Here is a 19,899-nt window from a genome sequence, read left to right on the forward strand (position 1 = left end):
GGGGTTCTCAGCGTCGTGGCGCGGCGCAGACGGGGTCGGCGGGCGGGGTGGTCGGTGACGGCAGGGTGCGGACCTCCGGGATCAGCAGCGGGAACAGGGCCACGAGGACCTGGAGCACTCCCGCCGTCCACAGCGTCGCGTGCAGCCCGAGCCGGCCGGCGATCGGCGCGACCAGTACGAGGCCGAGCGGCTGGCAGGCGACCGAGCCCGCCCACTCGTACGCGCTCACCCGGGACAGCGTGGTGGCCGGGATGTGCTGCTGGAGCGTCGTCTCCCACAGCGTGTTGAACAGCATCATCACCAGGCCGCCGAAGAACGCCGCCGCGGCGACGACGCCCACGGTGAGGCCGGCCGCCAGCGTCAGGGTCGGGCAGGCGAACGCCACCATCACGATCAGCGCCGACCGCAGCGGGAACCGCGGCCGTACGCACAGGGCGACGATGCTGCCGCCCAGGCAGCCGATGCCGAACGTCGCCGAGATGACCGCCCACGCGCCGGCGCCGCCGAAGGAGCGCGCGCTGACCGCCGGGCCGAGCACGGAGAAGCCGGCGTACAGCAGGTTCATCACCGAGGCCGCCAGGATGATGCTCCACACCCACCGCCGCGACCGGAACTCCCGCCACCCGTCGGCCAGGTCGCGCCCGAACCGCCACCGGCGCAGCCGGACGGTGTACCGCAGCCGGACCCGGGACAGGCACGCGGCGCTCGCCGCGAAGGTGACGGCGTCGACGCCGATGGCCCAGCCGGGACCCACCGCGACGACGAGCACGCCCGCGACCGCCGGACCGGCGATGAGCGAGCCGGACAGGGCCAGCACGCGCAGCGCGTTGGCGGCCTGGCGCTGTTGGGGCGTCGTGGTGGCCTGGATGACGCCGGGCACCGCGGGCATGAACATCGCCGCCGCGAAGCCGTGCACCACCTGCAGCACGATCAGGTGCCAGACACGGGCCGCGCCGGTGATCAGCAGAATCGCCATGATGCCCTGGCTGACGGTGCGCAGCAGGTCCGAGCCCAGCATGAGCACGTTGCGGGGGAGCCAGTCGGCGATCACTCCGCCGACGAGCATGAACATCACCTGCGACCCGGTGCCGGCCGCCAGCACGAAGCCCAGATCGGTCACGTGACCGGTGAGTCCCAGAACCGCGAAGGCGAGGGCGGGCGCGACCATCCCGTCGCCGAACATCGACGCGCACTGGCCCAGAAAGAACCAGCGGAAATTTCGCCGGCTCAACACTCTCAGCCCGCTCGCCGGATCGGCCGAGCTCGATGCTTGCACCATTCGGCTCGCGTGCCGTCTCTTCGGGTATCAACTACCGAAGTTAGACATTCTGCCCTTAAACGGTCAAGCCTTTCCTTCGTCCGCGGACGGCGGGGCCGAGCGCCAGGGCGCCCGCGCCGGAGGCCGCGCACAGGGCCGCGCAGGTCACCCACGGCAGCCACGCGCCGTGCCCGAGCAGCCAGCTGCCGCCGAGCGGGCCGAGCAGGGCCGCGACCGAGAACGCCGTGCCGTACAGCCCGCCGTAACGTCCACGCAGGTGGGGCGGTGCGAGGTCGGCGATGATCGCCGACGACACGGACGCGAACAGCACCTCGCCCAGCGTCCACACCAGCACCGTCGCGGCGAACACCGGCGTCGAGCCGGCCAGCGCGGTGAGCCCGAACCCCAGCCCGACCGTCGCCATGCCCGCCGCCAGCACGCGGCTGGCGTCGCGGCGGTTCAGCCAGGCCACGGTCAGCGGCTGCACGATCACGATGCCGACGCCGTTGACCGCCATGGCCAGGCCGTACGCCTGCGGCGGCAGCCCCGCGTGCCGCATGGCGAGCGGCAGCGTGGAGTAGGCCTGGAGATAGACGAAGGCGTAGCCGAACACGATCAGCACCGACGCGACCGCAACCCGGTCGCGCAGCACGTCGGCGAACCCGCCCGGCTCACGGTCGGCGCGCCGCGTGCGCGTCTCGGGCACCGCGCGCCAGACCAGCCCGGCGAACACCGCGCAGGTGACCGCGTCGATCCAGAACAGCCAGGAGAAGCCCGCCCGCGACAGCGTGCCGCCGAACACCATGGCGACCGCGAACCCGAGGTTGATCGCCCAGAAGAGCAGCCCGTACGCGCGGGGCCGGTCGGCGGGCGAGACCAGGTCGGCGACCAGTGCCTGGGAGGCCGGGCGGTAGATGTCGATGGCGACGCCGAGCACGAACACGACCGCGACGACCACCGGCGTCGCCGTGACGTAGCCGAGCGCGAGCATCGCCGCCGCGGTCGCCAGCATGCCGCCGCTCAGCGTGGCCCGCCGGCCGACGCGGTCGGCCAGCACGCCGCCCAGCGTCTGGGAGAAGACCGAGCCCAGCCCGAACAGGGCGAGCACGGCGCCGGTCGCGGTCACGGAGAACCCGCGCACCCCGGTGAGGTAGAAGGCCAGGAACGGCTCGACCATCGTGCCCAGCCGGTTGACGAACGACCCCGCCCACAGCGCCCAGAACGCCCGGGGCAGACCGCCGAGCCGGGTGTGGAGGAACGGGGGGAGCCGCCGGGGTGTGGTGGTAGGGGGGAGGTGTTCACCGACGGACGTCATGGAGGGAATCGTCGCCGACGTGTACGACATTTTGCGATTGGTTTTCCCGCCCTTGGCGTACGGGCGGCTCCACTGGCGGTCACGCCGCGCAACTGGTTGACTCGCCCCAGTGACCGGGTGACCCCTGCTTCGCCCGCCGAAGATCCGAACCCCTCGGAGGCACCGTGCACCCCATCGCTCCGTCACGGCCGCCCGCCCTCCTGGCGATCGCGGCGCTGTTACTCACCGCCTGCGCCGCCGGCGGCGCGACCGTCCGGGGCGTACGCCTCATCGGCAGGGGCGTGCTCACGACCTGCACCCACCTGCCGTACGCCCCGTTCCAGTTCGAGCGGCGCGGCACCGTCGTCGGCTTCGACGTCGACCTGATGGACCTCGTCGCGCGACGCCTCGGCGTCCGCCAGAAGATCGTCGACACCGACTTCACCGCGATCACCTCCGGCGAGGTGTTCGCCGCCGGCGAGTGCGACGTCGCCGCGGCCGGCATGACCATCAACGCGCGCCGGGCCGCCAAGGTCGACTTCTCGCGCCCCTACTTCGACTCCGGTCAGGTGCTGATGGCCCGCCGCCGGCCCCGCGTCCGGCCCGCGGACATCGCCGGCGACCACCTGCGGGTCGGCGTGGTCGCCGGCACCACCGCCCAGGAGTACGCGCGGGCGCAGGGGTGGGCGCCCAAGGCGTACGAGAACTCCATCACCGAACTCGGCGCCCTGCGCACCGGGCAGGTCGACGTCCTCGTCCAGGACGACCCGGTGGTGCGCTACTGGCTGACCGACCCGGACAACGCCGGCTTCACCATCGTCGGTGGCGCGCGCACGCGCGAGCGGTACGGCTTCGCCGTCCGGCGGGGGCGCGACCCCGGCCTGCTACGCCTGATCGACCAGGTCATCACCCAGAGTCGCGACAACGGCGACTATCGCCGCATCTACGAGAAGTGGATGGGCCCGATGCCGCCGGACGCCGGCTGACCCGCCTCCCCGCCCGAGCCGGGCCGACCGGAACAGGTCACGTCTCTCGCCCGCACCGGTGCCGAGTGCTCGACTGGGTGAGGTCGTACGGGGGAGTCGGTGGCATGCGCAAGGCGGTGGTCCTGTCCGGGGGCGTCATGGTCCTGGTCCTGGCGGTCGTCGCGTCCTGCGTCGCACTGCGCTCGCCGGGCCGTCCGGCCGGGCCCGAGATCGTCGCGACCCGCTATCTGGGCGCCTGGGCGCTCGGCGACGTGAACGCGATGCGCCGCCTCGTCGACGATCCGCCCGCGGACTTCGCCGATCAGCACCGCGCGCTGTCCCGTGCGCTGCGCGTGGCGGACATCCACCTCGTGCCCGGTCGTCTCGTCCGTGCCGGTGACACCGTGACCGAGGACTTCGAGGTCACACGCGTACTCTCCGGCATCGGCGACTGGAGCTTCCGTGCCGTGCTGCGCCTCGTACGCCGTCGCGGCGGCTGGCGGGTCGACTGGTCGCCCGCGACCCTGTACCCCTCACTCGCCCAGGGCGGGCGGCTCGTGCTCACCCGGCTCGACACGGCGCCCTCCTCACCGGTCGCGGCCGACGGCAGGGGGCTGCCGGCCGGCAGCGGCGTCCAGCCCTACCTCGCCGAGGTCGGCGAGCGGTTCGGCGACCCCGACGCCGAGGACGACCCCGGCTGGGCGGTCGAACTGGACAACCCCGGACGCTCCGCGCAGCGGGTCAAGGTGTTCCCCGGCCGCGCGCCCAAGCGTGTGCGCACCACGCTCGACCGGCGGTTACAGGCGGCGGCCGATCGCGCCGTGGGATCGGCGACCGCGGCGCTCGTCGCCGTACGGCCCTCGACGGGGGAGATCCTCGCGATCGCCGACCGGCTCCCGGGGCCCAAGGGCGCCTTCCTCTCGATGAACCCGCCCGGATCCGCGTTCAAGGTCGTCACCGCCGCCGCCGCTCTGTCGAGCGGAATGTCGCCGGGGTCGCGCGTCGGCTGCCCGGCCGTCACCGTGGCGGCCCAGCGCACGATCCACAACGACCGCGACTTCGACCTCGGATCCGTGCCGCTCGCCCGCGCCTTCGCCGAGTCCTGCAACACGACGTTCGCCCGGCTCGGCGTCGCGGCGGGCGGACGCCGGCTGGCGGAGACGGCGTCCGCGTTCGGTTTCGGCGCCCGCTTCGCCCCCGGCGTGGCGGCCTACTCCGGCGACGTCCCCGGCGAGGCCGAGGGCAACGCGCTCGCCGAGGCGTCGATCGGCCAGGGCACGGTCCAGGCCACCACTCTCGACATGGCCGTCGTGGCCGCCGCGGTGGCCGACGGCACGTACCGGTCCCCGCGACTGGTCGCCGGGCGCCTGCTCGGCCGGCTCCCGGCGAAGCGGCTCCCCGCCGCGGTCACCGCCGGGCTCCGCTCGATGATGGGCGACGTCGTGCGGTACGGGACGGCCGCGGGCGCCCGCCTGCCCGCCGGGACGCACGGCAAGACGGGCAGCGCCGAGTACGACTCCGCCGGGCACACGGACGCCTGGTTCATCGGATACCGCGGCGACCTGGCGTTCGCGGTCTTCGTCGAGCACGGGGGAGAAGGCGGAAAGGTCGCCGCGCCGATCGCCGCGAGGTTCCTCGTCGTGGCCAGGTCGTGACCTGCAGTCGTCCCTCCTGGTAGCGGCAGATATGACATAGTCTCGGGCATTGCTTTGCAGCGAACCTGGAGGAATTGTGCCCATACGTCGCCGGTTGGCCGTCGCAGCCGGGCTCTGCGCGACCGCCCTCGTCGTCACCGCCTGTGGTAGCGGAGACAAGGGGGTGACGGTCCAGGGCGCCAAGCTCGTGAAGAAAGGCACCCTCACGACCTGCACCCACATGCCGTACCCGCCGTTCCAGTCCCCGCAGGGCGGTAAGGTCGTCGGCTTCGACGTCGACCTGATCGACCTGGTGGCCAAGAAGCTCGGCGTGACCCAGAAGATCATTGACACGCCCTTCGAGACGATCAAGACCGGGTCGGCGCTGAACGCGGGCAAGTGCGACGTGGCCGCCGCGGGCATGACGATCACGGCCGATCGCAAGAAGTTCATCGACTACTCCGAGCCCTACTTCGACGCCACTCAGGCCGTGATGACCAGGAAGGGCATCACGTACGCCTCGGTCGAGGACCTGAAGGCCAACAAGATCAAGATCGGTGCCCAGGCGCAGACCACCAGCGAGGAGTTCCTCCAGGGCAAGGGCGTCGACCCCAAGTCCTACAAGGACGCCGAGAGCCTGCTCAACGGCCTGCGCAGCGCCCAAGTCGACGCGATCATGGCGGACTACCCGGTCGTGCAGGGCTGGCTCAAGGACCCGGCGAACGCCAAGTTCGGCCTCGCGGCCAACATCCACACCGGCGAGCAGCTGGGTTACGCCGTCCGCAAGGGCCACAACCCCAAGCTGCTGGCGATCATCAACCAGGTGATCGACCAGGCCAAGGCGGACGGCACGTACAAGAAGATCTACGAGAAGTGGATCGGTCCGCTCCCGGCGGGTAGCTGAGCGTGGCGACGGCACAAGAAGCGGCGCCGCGGCTGACGCGGCGCCGCCGCCGGCAACTCGTGCTCGGTGGCGAGTACGCGATCTTCATCGTGGTGGTCGTCGGCCTGCTCCTGTCGGCCGACTGGGGCCAGATCCACACGAACTTCGCCAACTGGAGCATTGCCAAGCAGCTCTTCCCCGATGTCATCACCATCGGGCTCCGCAACACCCTGATCTACACGATCACGGGCTTCGCGCTCGGCCTCGCCGCGGGGCTCGTCCTGGCGCTGATGCGCCTGTCGTCCGCGGCGCCGTACCGCTGGTTCGCGCTGGTGTACGTCGAGGTGTTCCGCGGCCTGCCCGCCCTGCTGATCTTCGTGTTCGTCGGCACCGGCGTGCCGCTGGCCTTCCCCGGCACCAACCTGCCCGGCGGGGTGTACGGCCAGGCGGCCCTCGCCCTCGGGCTGGTCTCGGCCGCGTACATGGCCGAGACGATCCGGGCCGGCATCGAGGCGGTGCCCCGTGGCCAGATGGAGGCGGCGCGCACGCTCGGCATGTCGCACGGCCGCGCGATGCGGACGATCGTCGTACCCCAGGCGCTGCGGATCGTGATCCCGCCGCTCACCAACGAGCTCGTCCTGCTGTTCAAGGACTCCTCGCTGGCGCTGTTCCTCGGCCTCACCCTGACCGAGCGCGAGCTGTCCAAGTACGCCAACGACGTGGCGAGCCAGCAGGGCAACTCCACACCCATCATCATCGCCGCGATCTGCTACCTGATCGTCACGATCCCGCTGAGCTACCTGGCGCGGCGTCTGGAGGCCCGGCAGAAGAGGGGACAGCGGTGATCGAGGTATACGACCTGCACAAGTCGTTCGGCGACCTGGAGGTGCTGCGCGGCATCGACCTGGAGGTCGGCGCCGGCGAGGTCGTCTGTGTGATCGGCCCGTCCGGGTCCGGCAAGTCCACGCTCCTGCGCTGCGTGAACCTCCTGGAGCAGCCGACCTCGGGCAAGGTCGTCGTCGACGGCGTCGAGCTGACCGACCCCGAGTGCGACATCGACGCCGTACGCCGCCGCATCGGCATGGTGTTCCAGCAGTTCAACCTCTTCCCGCACCTGTCGGTGATGGACAACGTCACCATCGCCCAGCGCAAGGTGCTCCGCCGGTCGGCCGGCGAGGCCGAGAAGATCGCCCGCGCGAACCTCGAGCGCGTCGGGCTGGCCGACAAGATCGGCGCCTACCCGGCGCAGCTCTCCGGCGGCCAGCAGCAGCGCGTCGCGATCGCCCGCGCCCTGGCGATGGGCCCGGCCGTGATGCTCTTCGACGAGCCGACGTCCGCGCTCGACCCCGAGCTCGTCGGCGACGTCCTCGCGGTGATGCGGAGCCTCGCCCTCGACGGCATGACCATGATGGTGGTCACCCACGAGATGAGCTTCGCCCGCGAGGTCGCCGACCGCGTCGTCTTCATGGACGGCGGGGTGATCGTGGAGGAGGGCCCGGCCGCGGAGGTCATCGGCGCGCCCGCGAGCGAGCGCGCCCGTACGTTCCTGTCCCGTGTCCTCGACCCGGCGGCCGCACAGGTCGGCGAGGTGGAGGACGTCTGATCAGGTATCTGATCAGGGACTCGTAACGTGGGATTAACACGGAGACGGCAGAATGTAAGTCGCCACTGAAGTCTCCGAGCTTACGAAGGGATCGGTTGTGGACCGTCAGCAGGAGTTCGTGCTCCGCACGTTGGAGGAGCGCGACATCCGTTTCATCCGGCTGTGGTTCACCGACGTGCTCGGGTTCCTCAAGTCGGTCGCTGTCGCGCCTGCCGAGCTCGAGCAGGCGTTCGCGGAGGGCATCGGGTTCGACGGGTCCTCGATCGAGGGCTTCGCGCGGATCCACGAGTCCGACATGCTCGCCAAACCGGATCCGTCGACCTTCCAGGTGCTGCCCTGGCGGTCCGAGGCACCGGGGACGGCGCGGATCTTCTGCGACATCCTCATGCCGGACAGCACGCCGAGCTTCGCCGACCCGCGCTACGTCCTGAAGCGCACGCTGGCCCGCGCCGCCGACCTGGGCTTCACCTTCTACACGCACCCTGAGCTGGAGTTCTACCTGCTCAAGGAGCAGGTCGCCGAGGGGGGCAGGCCGGAGCCGGTCGACTCGGGCGGCTACTTCGACCACACGCCGCACCGCGCCGCGCACGACTTCCGGCGCAGCGCGATCATGATGCTGGAGTCGATGGGCATCTCGGTGGAGTTCAGCCACCACGAGGGCGGCCCCGGCCAGCAGGAGATCGACCTGCGGTACGCCGACGCGCTGACCACGGCCGACAACATCATGACGTTCCGGCTGGTGATGAAGGAGGTCGCGCTCGAGCACGGCGTGTTCGCCTCGTTCATGCCCAAGCCGTTCACCGAGTACCCGGGCTCGGGCATGCACACCCACATGTCGCTGTTCGAGGGCGACCGCAACGCCTTCTACGAGCCCGGCGCGGAGTACCAGCTCTCCAAGGTCGGACGGGCGTTCATCGCGGGCGTGCTGCGGCACGCGGCCGAGCTCACCGCGGTCACCAACCAATGGGTGAACTCCTACAAGCGGCTGTGGGGCGGCGTCGGCGCCTCGGCCGGCGCGGGCGGCGAGGCCCCGCCGTACATCTGCTGGGGCCACAACAACCGCTCCGCCCTCGTGCGCGTGCCGATGTACAAGCCGCAGAAGGGCCATGCGACCCGCATCGAGTTCCGCTCGCTCGACACGGCCTGCAACCCCTACCTCGCGTTCGCGGTCATCCTCGGCGCCGGGCTCAAGGGCATCGAGGACGGGTACGAACTCCCTCCGGGCGCCGAGGACGACGTGTGGGCCCTGACCACGGCCGAACGCCGCGCGATGGGCATCGAGCCGCTGCCGCAGAGCCTCGATGAGGCCATCGTCGCGATGGAGCGCAGCGACCTCGTGGCCGAGGTGCTCGGCGAGCACGTGTTCGACTTCTTCCTGCGCAACAAGCGCGCGGAGTGGGAGGACTACCGTCGCCAGGTCACCGAGTACGAGCACGACCGCTACCTCAAGGTGCTGTAAACGCTGGTCAGCGCGCTGGCACGGCCTGCGCGGCGGTAGGTCGGATGAGCTCGGATATGAATCGCCATGGCGAGGGAACGACCGGATCCGATGATCGGGAGGTGGGACTTCCCCCGACGCCGCCGCGGCGCGCTCCAGGTATGGCGCCGATCGACTCGACGACTGCGAGCGGCTCGACCATCGACTTGTCCGGCAACGAACTCACCGAAGTGCCGCCGTTCGAAAACCCCGGCAACATCACTCACCTCAGATTGCAGGCCAATCGGCTTACGGTCCTGCCGGACGAAATCGGTGACCTCACCAACCTGGTTGATCTCAACCTTTACGGCAACCGGCTCACAGCCCTGCCGAAGGCGGTCGGGAACCTCGCCCGTCTCACGAACCTTGACCTCTACATCAACCGGCTCACGGCAATCCCCGAGTCGATCGGGAATCTCACCAGCCTCTCGAACCTCAACCTGGCCGACAATCGACTCACGGCCCTGCCGGACACCATCGGCAAGCTCACCGACCTCACCAAGCTCAAGCTGGCCAACAACCAGCTCACAGCGCTGCCCGATACGGTCGGGAACCTCCTCAACCTCACCGAGCTCGATTTGACGCGCAACCCGCTCAAGACTCTGCCGGAGACCATCGGTAATCTCGTCGAGCTCAAGCATCTCGTCATGTGGGACAACCCGCTCGCGATACTGCCCGAACAAATCGGGAACCTCATTAACCTCAGCAAGCTTTTCCTGGGCGGTAACCGGCTCACAGCGCTGCCGGACACGATCGGGAACCTCACCGAACTCACCGAACTCGTCTTGTGGAGCAATGACCTCAAGACGCTGCCCGACGAGATCGGAAACCTTACCAATCTCACGAAGCTCGACTTGTCGGGCAGCTACCGGCTCACGGCGTTGCCCGACACGATCGGGAACCTCACCGAACTCACCGAACTCGTCCTGGAGGACGCCGGGCTCACGGTGCTGCCCGACACGATCGGGAATCTCACCAGCCTCACCAAACTCGACTTGTCGGGCAACCGGCTCACGACGCTGCCCGACACGATCGGGAACCTTACGAACCTCACCGAGCTGTACATGGATCAAGAGGTGTTCGAAGCGTTGCCGAAGCCGCTGCAGGATCTTGTCTGGTGGGACTGAGCGCCTGGAAGAGGCCGCATCGGGCCGGCGGGCGTCCGGCGGCTCGGTGATTTGCACTGGTAGCGGGGTTGTGTGCTGAGATAGGGCCTGTTTTTCTGTCAAGTATTGAGAAGGTTGCGACAGATGATGCGTCTGACCCTGGGAGCCACGGCACTCCTGCTGCCCGCCCTCCTGCTGTCCGGCTGTGGCGGTGACGGCGAAGGGAAGGCCGGCGCACAAGCGTCGTCCCCGGCAGGGACCCCGCAAGCGTCATCCCCCGAAGGAGCCCCGCAGGCGACGCAGTCGTCGGCGGCGGAGCCGAACGGCCTCGCCGGCACCTGGAAGCCGATCAACAAGAGCCCGATCGAGACGCTCACCATCACCGGGAACACGGTGCGGACGACCGGAAAGCTGGCCTGCCCCGGAACCATCACCGGCGCGGGCACCGCGAAGCCGGTCATCACCCTGAAGTGCAGCACGGACAACGCCGACCGCAAGCGCGGCACCCTCAAGCTGAAGCCGGACGGCTCCGCGCTCGTCATCAGCTGGGACGGCCCCGCCTGGGGCGGCCTGATCGACAGTCTGAAGCGCGCCGCCTGACGGCCCGGACGACCTAGCCGGTCGTGGCCGGCGTCGAGGGGCCGCCGGAGACGAGCTCCAGAGCGAGTTCGAGCCCGGCCTCGTATCTCTCGTCGTCGGTCGCGTCGGCGTCCTGGAGCATGAACGCCGAGGCGCTCACGGGGATGAGGGCGAGCCTCGACCTGAGCTGGTCGGTGAGCGAGGCGTCGGGGCTGCGCAGCATCCCGGACAGCGTGTTGAAGCGGTCGTGGAGCTTCTCGCCCGGGGCCAGCTCCTGCATCGTGGTCTTGCTCTCCTGGATGAAGCGCATCATGCCCTTGGGGCGTTCGCGGGCGAGCCGGGCGTACCGGCGGACGATCTCCTGGCGCGTCTCCGTCGTCGACGGCTCGCCCTTCGCCCAGTCGATGATCTCGTCCAGGCCGGCGATGAGGTCGTCGAAGAGGCTGACGACGATGTCCTCTTTGGTGTTGAAGTGGTAGTACAGCGCGGCCTTGGTCACGTCGAGGCGCTCGGCGATCTCGCGGAGCGAGGTCTTGTCGTAGCCGTGCTCGGCGAACAGCTCGACCGCGACGGCCTGGATCCGTTCGCGGGTCCCGCTTCGTCGCTCGCCCATCGTCCTCACCCCCGAAAGAGCCTACTTACCGACCGGCTAGCATTGCAAAAAACTAGCCGGTCGGCAAGTAAGCTGCCCCACGGCGTGGCCCGCCGCGTGCGGAGGCGGCCGGTCAGCGGCGCAGGGGGCGGCCGAGGAGGGCTTCGGCGACGGTGAGGCTGTCCTCGTAGACGGCATAACGGGTGATCTGGCCGTCCTGGACGGTCAGGTGTAGTGCGCACCGGGCCGTATACGGCTCGCCGGTGGCCTTCACCGTCTGGTGGATGTCGCCGAGGACGACGGCGTCCGTTCCCTCGACGAGCACGCGCGCCACGGACGCGCCCGCCTTCTCGGGGATGTGGGCCGCGGCGATCTCGCGGAAGTGGTCGGCGACATCGGCGCGCGTCGCGCGCGGCCGGATCCACGGAACGGCCGGGTGATCGCCGTCCGGCCAGTTCAGCCGCCAGTCGACGTGTTCGGCGAACACCGCGGCGATCCGGTCGGGATCACCTTCCCCCATCCGGCGGAGGAGTTCCTCCGCCGTGGCGCGCGTGCCCGCGCTCTCGTCTGCGGCCGGTGGTGGGAGGGCCGGTGGTTCTACGGTGAACTGGTGGTCGCTCCGGATGAGCCCGTTCTCGTCCAGGGCGGCGAACACCCGGCCCGCCCAGGCGATGTCACCGCCGGTGGCGGGGACCATGTACGTGGTGAAGGCGACGGTGCCGTGATGGCCGGCCGCGTCGTTCGCGCTCCGGAAGACGAAGCCGCCGGAGCGCACGAGTTCCTCGTGGGCCCGGGCGACCCGCGTCTCGATCGCGTCCCGGCCCTGGTACCGCGCCGACCCGGTGATCTCGACGCCGTCCTCGGCCCACAGGCCGGCGACGAGGTCGCGGCGGGTCGCCTCGTCCGGCTCGTTCCACACGGCGACATAGCGGTCGACGAACTGGCCGATGTCCATGTTCATGGCCGGAAGCCAACCAGGCTTTCCTGACATCTCCTGGCAGTGGACCGCGGCAGACTTTCCGGCATGCGCGCGAGTCGGCTGGTCTCCGTCCTGTTGCTGCTGCAGACCCGGGAGCGGATGACGGCACAGGAGATCGCCGACGCGCTCGAAGTGTCCGTGCGCACCGTCTACCGCGACATGGAGGCCCTCAGCGGCGCCGGCGTGCCGCTGTACGGCGAGCCCGGGCACGACGGCGGATACCGGCTGCTGGGCGGTTTCCGCACCCGGCTGACGGGGCTGACCGCCGGAGAGGCCGAGTCGCTGTTCCTGACCGGGATCCCCAGGGCGGCCGCCGACCTCGGGCTCGGCGCCGTCGTGACCGCGGCACAGCTCAAGCTGCTGGCGGCGCTCCCCGTGGAACTGCGCGACCGTGCCGGACGCATCGCCGAACGATTCCACCTGGACACTCCGGCGTGGTACCACGACGCCGAGCACGTCCCGTACCTGACCGCGGTCGCCACGGCGGTGTGGAACGACCGCGCCGTGCGGATCCGCTACCTGCGCTGGGCCGAACCCCACGAGATCACCCGGACCGTGCGGCCGTACGGCCTGGTCCTCAAGGCGGGGCACTGGTACCTCGTGGCCGGCGTGGACCGGCGGACCCGGACCTACCGCATCTCACGGATCACCGACCTGCACGTCCTCGACGAGGGGTTCGACCGGCCCGCGGGCTTCGACCTCGCCGGCCACTGGCGGACCTACCTGGAGCACTTCGACGCCCGTCGCCACCAGGGAGAGGCGACCCTCCGCCTCTCCCCGGACACCGTGGACCGCCTGCCCCACGTCATGGAATCGACCGTCGTCCACGCCGCGCGCCGGACCGCCACGCCTCCCGACGCCGACGGCTGGATCCGGGTGACGATCCCCATCGAGTCGCACGACCAGGCGCTCGGGGAGATCCTCAAGCTCGGGGCCGGCGCCGAGATCATCGCCCCGGGCGAACTGCGCGACCGGCTCATCCGGACACTCGACTCCCTGAGACGTCTCTACCGGGCGGAGGACGCCGGGCGGTGACCGTCGCTGTCGGCCGCCGGGACGTCTCGATACCTTTTGGTGGTGAGCGAACGCCGACTCGAGAGCCTCGCCGGGCGGCTGGCCCGGCTGGGCGTCACCGATGCCACGGGCGCCGAGCGCCGGCTCCGCGGTCACGAACTCGACGGGCTGGTCGAGGCCCTGGGCACCGCGGCCGACCCCGACCTCGCGCTCACCGGCCTTCTCCGGCTGCTGGAGGCCGCCGACATCCGGGCCGAGCTGAACGCCGACACCGAGGCGCGTGACCGGCTGCTCGCCGTGCTCGGCGTCAGCGCGGCGCTGGCCGACCACCTCGTCCGTCACCCCGGTCACTGGCGTGTCCTCGCCGGCCCCGACGCCGTACTCCGGCCCACCGCCGACGAGCTGCGGCGGACGCTGCTGGACGCGGTCGGCGCCGACGCGGCCGACCCGGCGCCGCTCGCGACCGCGGACAACCCCATGGTCGCGCTGCGTGTGGCGTACCGCAGGGCGCTGCTGCACCTGGCCGGGCGCGACCTCACCCACGTGCTCGACATCGAGGAGGTCGCCGCCGAGCTGGCCGACCTCGCCTCGGCCGCGCTGGAGGCCGGGCTGGCCATCGCCCGCGCCGAGCTCGGCGAGCAGGCCGGCCTGTGCCGGCTCGCCGTCATCGGCATGGGCAAGTGCGGCGGCCGCGAGCTGAACTACGTCAGCGACGTCGACGTCGTCTTCGTCGCCGAAGCCGCGCCCGGGCAGGACGAGGACGCCGCGCTGCGGGCCGCCACCAGGCTGGCGTCCGGGATGATGCGCGCGTGCTCGGCCAGCACGCCGGAGGGCGCGCTGTGGGAGGTCGACGCCGCCCTGCGCCCGGAGGGCAAGGCCGGGCCGCTCGTCCGTACGATGGCCAGCCATCGGGCGTACTACGAGCGCTGGGCCAAGACCTGGGAGTTCCAGGCGCTGCTCAAGGCCCGCCCGGTGGCCGGCGACCGTGAGCTGGGCGAGGAGTACGTCCGCACGCTCGCGCCTCTCGTGTGGAGCGCGGCCGGCCGCGACAACTTCGTCGAGGACGTCCAGGCGATGCGCCGCCGCGTCGAGGAGCACATCGCGCCCGAGCAGGCGGGCCGGCAGCTGAAGCTCGGCCCCGGCGGGCTGCGCGACGTGGAGTTCGCGGTGCAGCTGCTCCAGCTCGTGCACGGCCGGGCCGACGAGGAGCTGCGCGGCCCCAACACCCTGATCGCGCTCAAGAAGCTGTCCTGGGGCGGGTACGTCGGCCGGGGCGACGCCGCCGCGCTCGGCACCGCCTACCGCTTCCTCCGCCGCGTCGAGCACCTCATCCAGCTGCACCGACTCCGGCGCAACCACCTCGTGCCCGAGGACGAACAGAGCCTGCGGCGCCTCGGCCGGGCGCTCGGGTTCCGCGTGGACCCGGTGGGGGAGTTCACCGCCGAGTGGCGCCGTCACGCGCGTGAGGTGCGCCGGCTGCACGAGAAGCTGTTCTACCGGCCGCTGCTGCAGGCGGTCGCCCGGCTGCCCGGCGACGAGGCCCGGCTCACCCGCGAGGCCGCCCGTGCCCGCCTGGAGGCCCTCGGCTACAACGACCCGGCGGGCGCCCTCCGCCACCTGGAGGCACTGACCGCCGGGGTGTCGCGGCGCGCCGCCATCCAGCGCACGCTGCTGCCGGTGATGCTCGACTGGTTCGCCGACTGCCCGGACCCCGATGCCGGACTGCTCGGGTTCCGCCAGGTCAGCGATGCTCTCGGCACGACACCCTGGTACCTGCGGCTGCTCCGCGACGACGTCGCCGTGGCCGAGCGGATGGCGCGGGTGCTGGCCTCCAGCCGGTACGCCACCGACCTGCTGCTGCGCGCCCCGGAGGCCGTCGCCATGCTGCGCGCCGAGACCGAGCTCGCCCCCCGTCCGGCCGACGCCCTGCACGGCGAGGCGCAGTCGGCCGTGGGCCGCTACCTCTCCTCGCCGCACGACCGGTCGGCGGACGCCGTCGCCGCGGTGCGCGGCCTGCGGCGCCGCGAGCTGTTCCGTACGGCCGTCGCCGACCTGCTCGGCAACCTCGACGAACGGGCCACCGCGGAGGCCCTCACCACGATCACCACGGTCACGCTCGACGCGGCGCTGCGGGTCGCGATCGAGCGGATCTCGGTGGAGCGGCGCGGTCCGCTCCCGACCCGGTTCGCGATCGTGGCGATGGGCCGGTACGGCGGGTACGAGCTGGGCTACGGCAGCGACGCGGACGTCATGTTCGTGCACGACCCCCTGCCCGGCGCCGACGAGCGCGAGGCCTCCTCCGTCGCGCACGCGGTCGCCGAAGAGCTCCGCCGCCTGCTCGCCCTGCCCGCGCCCGACCCGCCCCTGGTGATCGACCCCGGGCTGCGGCCGGAGGGACGGCAGGGACCGCTCGTCCGCACCCTCGACTCGTACGCCTCCTACTACCGTCGCTGGTCGGCGCCGTGGGAGAGCCAGGCCCTGCTGCGCGCCGTGCCCATGATCGGCGACGAGGGGCTTCGCGAGCGCTTCCAGGCGCTGATCGACCCGGTTCGGTGGCCGGCGAACGGCGTCGACGAGACGGCGCTGCGGGAGATCCGGCGGCTCAAGGCCCGCATGGAGGCCGAACGCCTGCCGCGCGGCGTCGACCCGCGGCGGCACACCAAACTGGGTCCCGGCGGCCTGTCCGACGTGGAGTGGGTGGCGCAGCTGCTGCAGCTCCAGCACGCCCACGAGGTGCCCGGCCTGCGCACGACCCGCACGCTCGCCGCGCTCGACGCCGCCGTGGAGGCGGGCCTGCTCGCCTCCGACGACGCCGCGATCCTGACCGATGCCTGGCGCATGGCCACCCGGATCCGTAACGCGATCATGCTCGTGCGCGGGCGCGCGTCGGATCTGCTGCCGAGCGAGCACCACCGCGAGCGCTCGGCGGTGACCTCTGTGCTCGGCTACCCGGCCTCCGGCGCCCTGCTGGACGACTACCGGCGCCGCGCCCGCCTCGCCCGTAAGGTGGTTGAGCGCGTTTTCTACGGAGATGACACGAACACCTGAGGTAAGGGAAAATGGCAGGTTCCGGGCTGGCTGTGGGTTACCGATGGGTGGCCGTTGCCAAGGCGGGAGTCCCCGTGCTGTTGCTGCCGGTGGCGGTCGGGTACGCCGCGTACACCGTTCGCGGCGATGGGCGGCCGGTCTTCACCTTCGTCTTCTTCTGCTTTCTGTTCGTGGCCTTCGTCTTCGTGCCGCGGTTCCTGCGGACCGTCGTCCGCGCGCTATCGGGTGCCCCGCTCCTGACGATCAACGAGGACGGGGTCACGCTGCACTCGGCGCGGGTCGGCCTGCCCTGGTCGAACGTCGCCGAAGTCCGGGTCGAACGCCGGCCCGGCCGGGCCGAACTGCTCGTATTCGTGCCGGTGGACGCGCAGCGGGTCGCGGCCGCGCACCGTGGGACGTCACGGAGGTTCGTCCGCAGCGGCATCCCCCGGGTCGGCGGCCCGATCTTCGTCCGGGCCGACCAGCTGACACTTCCGCTGGAGGAGGTCCTCGCGGCCGTCCGCCGCTCGACGTCCGCTCCGGTACGCCACCGCGAGATGCTGCGGAACGGACCGGCCGGCCGCTGACCTCTCGCCCGCAAGTCCGTGCCCTGCTCGCTTCCTCAGCCGGTACGGGCGAAGCGGCGGGCGGCGACCGTCAGGGAGACGGCCGTGAACGCCGCAACCACGGCGAGTTCGAGCACCGGGGAGGGGCGCAGGCCGCCCCAGGCCACCGGTTCGAACAGCGCCGACGCCTCCCGGGCCGGCCGGTACGCGGCGATGGTGCGCCGCATCGCGTCCACCGCGTACGTCAGCGGGTCGGCCGGCGTCAGCCACGACATCCAGGCGGGCATCGCCGCGACCGGGAACATCAGGCCGGACAGGAAGATCAGCGGCGTCATCAGCACGCTCAGCACCGTGGTGAACGTACGGGCGCGGCGGATGACGACCGCGACGACCGCGCCGAGCACCGTCATGGCGAGCGCGGTCAGCGCCAGCTCGCCCAGCAGCAGCGCGAACAGCACCGGGTCGTACGGAATGTGGATCAGCCCGGCGCCCGCGAGCACGACCGCGCCCTGGCAGGTGGCGACGGTCGCGCCGCCGAGGCACTTGCCGGCCAGCAGCGTGCCGCGGCGGACCGGGGCGACGAGCATCTCGCGCAGGAAGCCGGACTCCCGATCCCAGACGATCGACGCGCCGACGGAGATCGCGGCGGGCTGTGCGGCCATGACGAGCACGCCCGGGAACAGGAACGTGAGGTAGTCACGGGCCGAACCGCCCCCGGCGCCGGCGAGCAGCCGTCCGAGCCCCACGCCGAGCACGAACAGGAACAGCAGCGGCTGGAGGAGCGCCACGAGCGTGCCGGTACGGTCGCGGACGAAGTGCAGCAGCTCCCGCCGCCAGACCATCCGCGCCGCCCGCAGCTCGGCGCCGAGCCGTCCGGGCCCGGCGCCGGCCGCCTCGTACCGCGCGTGAGCGGCGTGCGTCACGAGCCCTCCCTCACCGGAAGGCGTGACCACCGGGGTGGGTCGCCCGCGGGTTCGTCGCGGATGCGGTGGCCGGTGTGGTGGAGGAAGACGTCGTCCAGGCTCGGGCGGGTGACCGTCACCTCATAGACCGGCACGTCCAGGCCCGCGCACAGGCGCGGCACCAGCCGGGCGCCGTCGTCGGCCTCGACCCGTACACCGTGCGGGCCCGCGACGGCCTTCACCCCGAACCGCGTGCGCAACGCGGCGGCGGCCGCCTCGTCGTCGCCGGTGCGCAGGTCGACGCGGTCGGCGCCCAGGACGGACTTGAGCTCGGCGGGCGTGCCCTGCGCGACGATGCGGCCGTCGTCGATGATGGCGACGCGGTCGCAGCGCTCGGCCTCGTCCAGGTAGTGCGTCGTGAGGAACAGCGTCGTGGCCTCGCGCTCGCGTACTTCGCCGAGGTGGGTCCACAGCCCGGCGCGGGCCTGCGGGTCGAGGCCGATGGTCGGTTCGTCCAGGAACAGCACGCGCGGCCGGTGGAGGAGCCCGCGGGCGATCTCCAGCCGGCGGCGCATGCCGCCGGAGAAGGTGCGGACGAGCGTGTCGTGGCGGGCCACGAGGCCGACGAGGTCGAGCATCGCGTCGACCCGCGCCGACAGCGTCGCCCGGGGCAGGGAGTACAGGTCGGCGTGGAAACGGAGGTTCTCCTCGGCGGTCAGGTCGCCGTCGAGCGTGGTCTCCTGGAAGACCAGCCCGAGCGCGCGGCGCACGCGGTCCGGCGCGGTCCGCGTGTCGTGGCCTGCGATCTCGATGCGTCCCGCCGACGGGGTGACCAGCGTGCAGAGCATCCCGATGGTCGTCGTCTTGCCCGCGCCGTTCGGGCCGAGAAAGCCGAACGTCTCGCCTTGCGCGACCGTCAGGTCGATGCCGCGTACCGCCTCCACGCCCGCGTACGACTTGCGGACGCCGACGGCGCGGATCGCCGGGGTGTCCGGCGCCGGGCCCGCGTCGTACGGGGCGAGGGCGGGGTCGCGGGGACCCGGTGCGGGTGGCCGGGGGACGGAGCGTTGCTTGAGCCCGAACACGTGGACGCCTCAGACCTGCCGCGTGATCGCGGTCATCCAGCCGTCGGGCACGACGAATCCGAAGCTCCACCGGTGCCGCGACGTGGGGTTGACGATGCAGTGCCAGAACAGCCGGCGTGGATCCTGCTCGGCCTTGAAGAAACGGACCATCCGCGGCGTCTCCCGCAGCGTGACGATCTCCTCCGTGCGGGGGTTCATGTAGCGGAAGAACGACGTGTCGGCCGGGTCGGCGAACGGCTCGTCGAAGTCGACGATGTACATCCGCCACCCCGGCTGCGTCTCGTTCGTGTGCCACAGCCGGTAGCTGGACGGTGGGTACCAGAGGCTGCCCGAGAACCGGATCTCGGCGGCGAAGAACTCCTCGAGCGTGCGGATCATCCGGTGCTTGGCCTCGAGGTAGCGGTCATAGCCCGGGTGGTCGACGTGTTCGTCGAGGTTGACGAGGTGGAAGTCGCGGCGCGGGGCGCCGGAGCCGAGGGCCGGGTCGCGCCAGTGCGCCTTCATCATCGACTCGTGCCAGGCCTGGAACTCCGGGTTCGCCGGGGACAGGTCGGTCGACCGCAGGTCCTCGGCGCGGAAGGTCCGGGCGAACCGGTCGAGGTCGAACGAGGGCGGCTTGATCTTCAGATGCGAGAGCAGGTCGATGACGCCCTTCAGGCCGGGCAGGTCCTCCAGCCGGTATTCGTGGTGGAGCGGGCCGGCGTCGCGCTCGGTCTCCGCGGGGCGCCGTACGGCCTTGGGAGGCTCTCCGGAGGCGGGGGTGAAGGACGAGGACGCCTCCATCAGCTCGGGCACGTCGAACGAGTAGCCGTAGCGCGACCCGAGCCGGACGATCTCCCGCGTGCCGGTGACGGCCTTGAGCTGCTGTTTCAGCTCCGGGGAGTCGTAGGCGATCTGGAGGAAGGCGCGGCCGGACTCAACGGACATTCGGTGTC

Annotated in this window: 18 protein-coding genes; 11 read left to right on the top strand and 7 right to left on the bottom strand. The window is 71.4% G+C overall.

Going from position 1 to position 19,899, the window contains the following annotated elements; genetic code table 11:
* Positions 1–7: 7 nt before the first annotated feature.
* Both OG417_RS19145 and OG417_RS19150 read right to left on the bottom strand, forming a co-directional pair.
* A complete protein-coding gene (locus OG417_RS19145) occupies positions 8–1,279 on the bottom strand; it encodes an MFS transporter (protein ID WP_329257618.1) in 1,272 nt (423 codons plus the stop codon).
* Between the two features lie 55 nt (positions 1,280–1,334).
* A complete protein-coding gene (locus tag OG417_RS19150) occupies positions 1,335–2,573 on the bottom strand; it encodes an MDR family MFS transporter (RefSeq protein WP_329257621.1) in 1,239 nt (412 codons plus the stop codon).
* 164 nt (positions 2,574–2,737) lie between these two features.
* On the opposite strand from OG417_RS19150, the gene OG417_RS19155 reads away from it, so the two are divergent.
* The 8 genes from OG417_RS19155 to OG417_RS19190 all read left to right on the top strand — a co-directional run bounded on the left by OG417_RS19155 (position 2,738) and on the right by OG417_RS19190 (position 10,820).
* Positions 2,738–3,538 (top strand): ABC transporter substrate-binding protein, encoded by an 801-nt coding sequence (locus tag OG417_RS19155; RefSeq protein WP_329257624.1) that lies wholly within the window; start codon positions 2,738–2,740, stop codon positions 3,536–3,538.
* 104 nt (positions 3,539–3,642) lie between these two features.
* The gene (locus OG417_RS19160; protein WP_329257627.1) at positions 3,643–5,172 is read left to right on the top strand and encodes a penicillin-binding transpeptidase domain-containing protein; all 1,530 of its coding nucleotides are present in this window, start codon (positions 3,643–3,645) and stop codon (positions 5,170–5,172) included.
* A 76-nt stretch (positions 5,173–5,248) separates the two neighbouring features.
* Positions 5,249–6,055 (top strand): ABC transporter substrate-binding protein, encoded by an 807-nt coding sequence (locus tag OG417_RS19165; RefSeq protein WP_329257630.1) that lies wholly within the window; start codon positions 5,249–5,251, stop codon positions 6,053–6,055.
* A gap of 2 nt (positions 6,056–6,057) precedes the next feature.
* Positions 6,058–6,879, top strand: a complete 822-nt coding sequence (locus OG417_RS19170; RefSeq protein WP_329257633.1) for an amino acid ABC transporter permease — start codon at positions 6,058–6,060, stop codon at positions 6,877–6,879.
* Positions 6,876–7,637, top strand: a complete 762-nt coding sequence (locus OG417_RS19175) for an amino acid ABC transporter ATP-binding protein (RefSeq protein WP_329257636.1) — start codon at positions 6,876–6,878, stop codon at positions 7,635–7,637. The genes OG417_RS19170 and OG417_RS19175 overlap by 4 nt, the downstream gene beginning before the upstream one ends.
* Before the next feature lie 97 nt (positions 7,638–7,734).
* A complete protein-coding gene (locus tag OG417_RS19180) occupies positions 7,735–9,096 on the top strand; it encodes a glutamine synthetase family protein (protein ID WP_329257639.1) in 1,362 nt (453 codons plus the stop codon).
* Between the two features lie 101 nt (positions 9,097–9,197).
* A complete protein-coding gene (locus tag OG417_RS19185) occupies positions 9,198–10,241 on the top strand; it encodes a leucine-rich repeat domain-containing protein (protein WP_329257642.1) in 1,044 nt (347 codons plus the stop codon).
* 123 nt (positions 10,242–10,364) lie between these two features.
* The gene (locus OG417_RS19190; RefSeq protein ID WP_329257645.1) at positions 10,365–10,820 is read left to right on the top strand and encodes a hypothetical protein; all 456 of its coding nucleotides are present in this window, start codon (positions 10,365–10,367) and stop codon (positions 10,818–10,820) included.
* A gap of 13 nt (positions 10,821–10,833) precedes the next feature.
* On the opposite strand, the gene OG417_RS19195 is transcribed toward OG417_RS19190, so the two are convergent.
* Together OG417_RS19195 and OG417_RS19200 are read right to left on the bottom strand one after the other, a co-directional pair.
* Entirely contained in the window at positions 10,834–11,412 is a 579-nt protein-coding gene (locus OG417_RS19195) for a TetR/AcrR family transcriptional regulator (protein ID WP_329257649.1), read from the bottom strand.
* A 112-nt stretch (positions 11,413–11,524) separates the two neighbouring features.
* Entirely contained in the window at positions 11,525–12,352 is an 828-nt protein-coding gene (locus OG417_RS19200; protein WP_329257652.1) for a nuclear transport factor 2 family protein, read from the bottom strand.
* 63 nt (positions 12,353–12,415) lie between these two features.
* Here OG417_RS19200 and OG417_RS19205 point away from each other — a divergent pair, with 63 nt between their 5' ends.
* The 3 genes from OG417_RS19205 to OG417_RS19215 all read left to right on the top strand — a co-directional run bounded on the left by OG417_RS19205 (position 12,416) and on the right by OG417_RS19215 (position 16,998).
* A complete protein-coding gene (locus tag OG417_RS19205) occupies positions 12,416–13,405 on the top strand; it encodes a helix-turn-helix transcriptional regulator (RefSeq protein ID WP_329257655.1) in 990 nt (329 codons plus the stop codon).
* Positions 13,406–13,447: 42 nt separating this feature from the next.
* Positions 13,448–16,432 carry a bifunctional [glutamine synthetase] adenylyltransferase/[glutamine synthetase]-adenylyl-L-tyrosine phosphorylase gene (locus tag OG417_RS19210; protein WP_442875703.1) on the top strand — a complete coding sequence of 995 codons (2,985 nt, stop codon included), beginning with the start codon at positions 13,448–13,450 and terminating at the stop codon, positions 16,430–16,432.
* Positions 16,433–16,506: 74 nt separating this feature from the next.
* The gene (locus tag OG417_RS19215) at positions 16,507–16,998 is read left to right on the top strand and encodes a hypothetical protein (RefSeq protein WP_329257661.1); all 492 of its coding nucleotides are present in this window, start codon (positions 16,507–16,509) and stop codon (positions 16,996–16,998) included.
* Between the two features lie 35 nt (positions 16,999–17,033).
* Here the strand turns inward: OG417_RS19215 and OG417_RS19220 are convergent, their stop codons facing one another.
* The 3 genes from OG417_RS19220 to OG417_RS19230 form a co-directional block, all read right to left on the bottom strand.
* Positions 17,034–17,900 carry an ABC transporter permease gene (locus OG417_RS19220; protein ID WP_329257664.1) on the bottom strand — a complete coding sequence of 289 codons (867 nt, stop codon included), beginning with the start codon at positions 17,898–17,900 and terminating at the stop codon, positions 17,034–17,036.
* Positions 17,897–18,859, bottom strand: a complete 963-nt coding sequence (locus tag OG417_RS19225) for an ABC transporter ATP-binding protein (RefSeq protein ID WP_425551051.1) — start codon at positions 18,857–18,859, stop codon at positions 17,897–17,899. The genes OG417_RS19220 and OG417_RS19225 overlap by 4 nt, the downstream gene beginning before the upstream one ends.
* Positions 18,860–18,973: 114 nt before the next feature.
* On the bottom strand, positions 18,974–19,891 hold the full coding sequence (locus OG417_RS19230; RefSeq protein ID WP_329257670.1) for a Nif11-like leader peptide family natural product precursor: 918 nt from the start codon (positions 19,889–19,891) through the stop codon (positions 18,974–18,976).
* Positions 19,892–19,899: the final 8 nt, after the last annotated feature.

Origin of the sequence: Actinoallomurus sp. NBC_01490 (genome assembly GCF_036227085.1) — a bacterium.
In the GTDB taxonomy this organism is placed as follows: Bacteria; Actinomycetota; Actinomycetes; order Streptosporangiales; family Streptosporangiaceae; genus Actinoallomurus; species Actinoallomurus oryzae.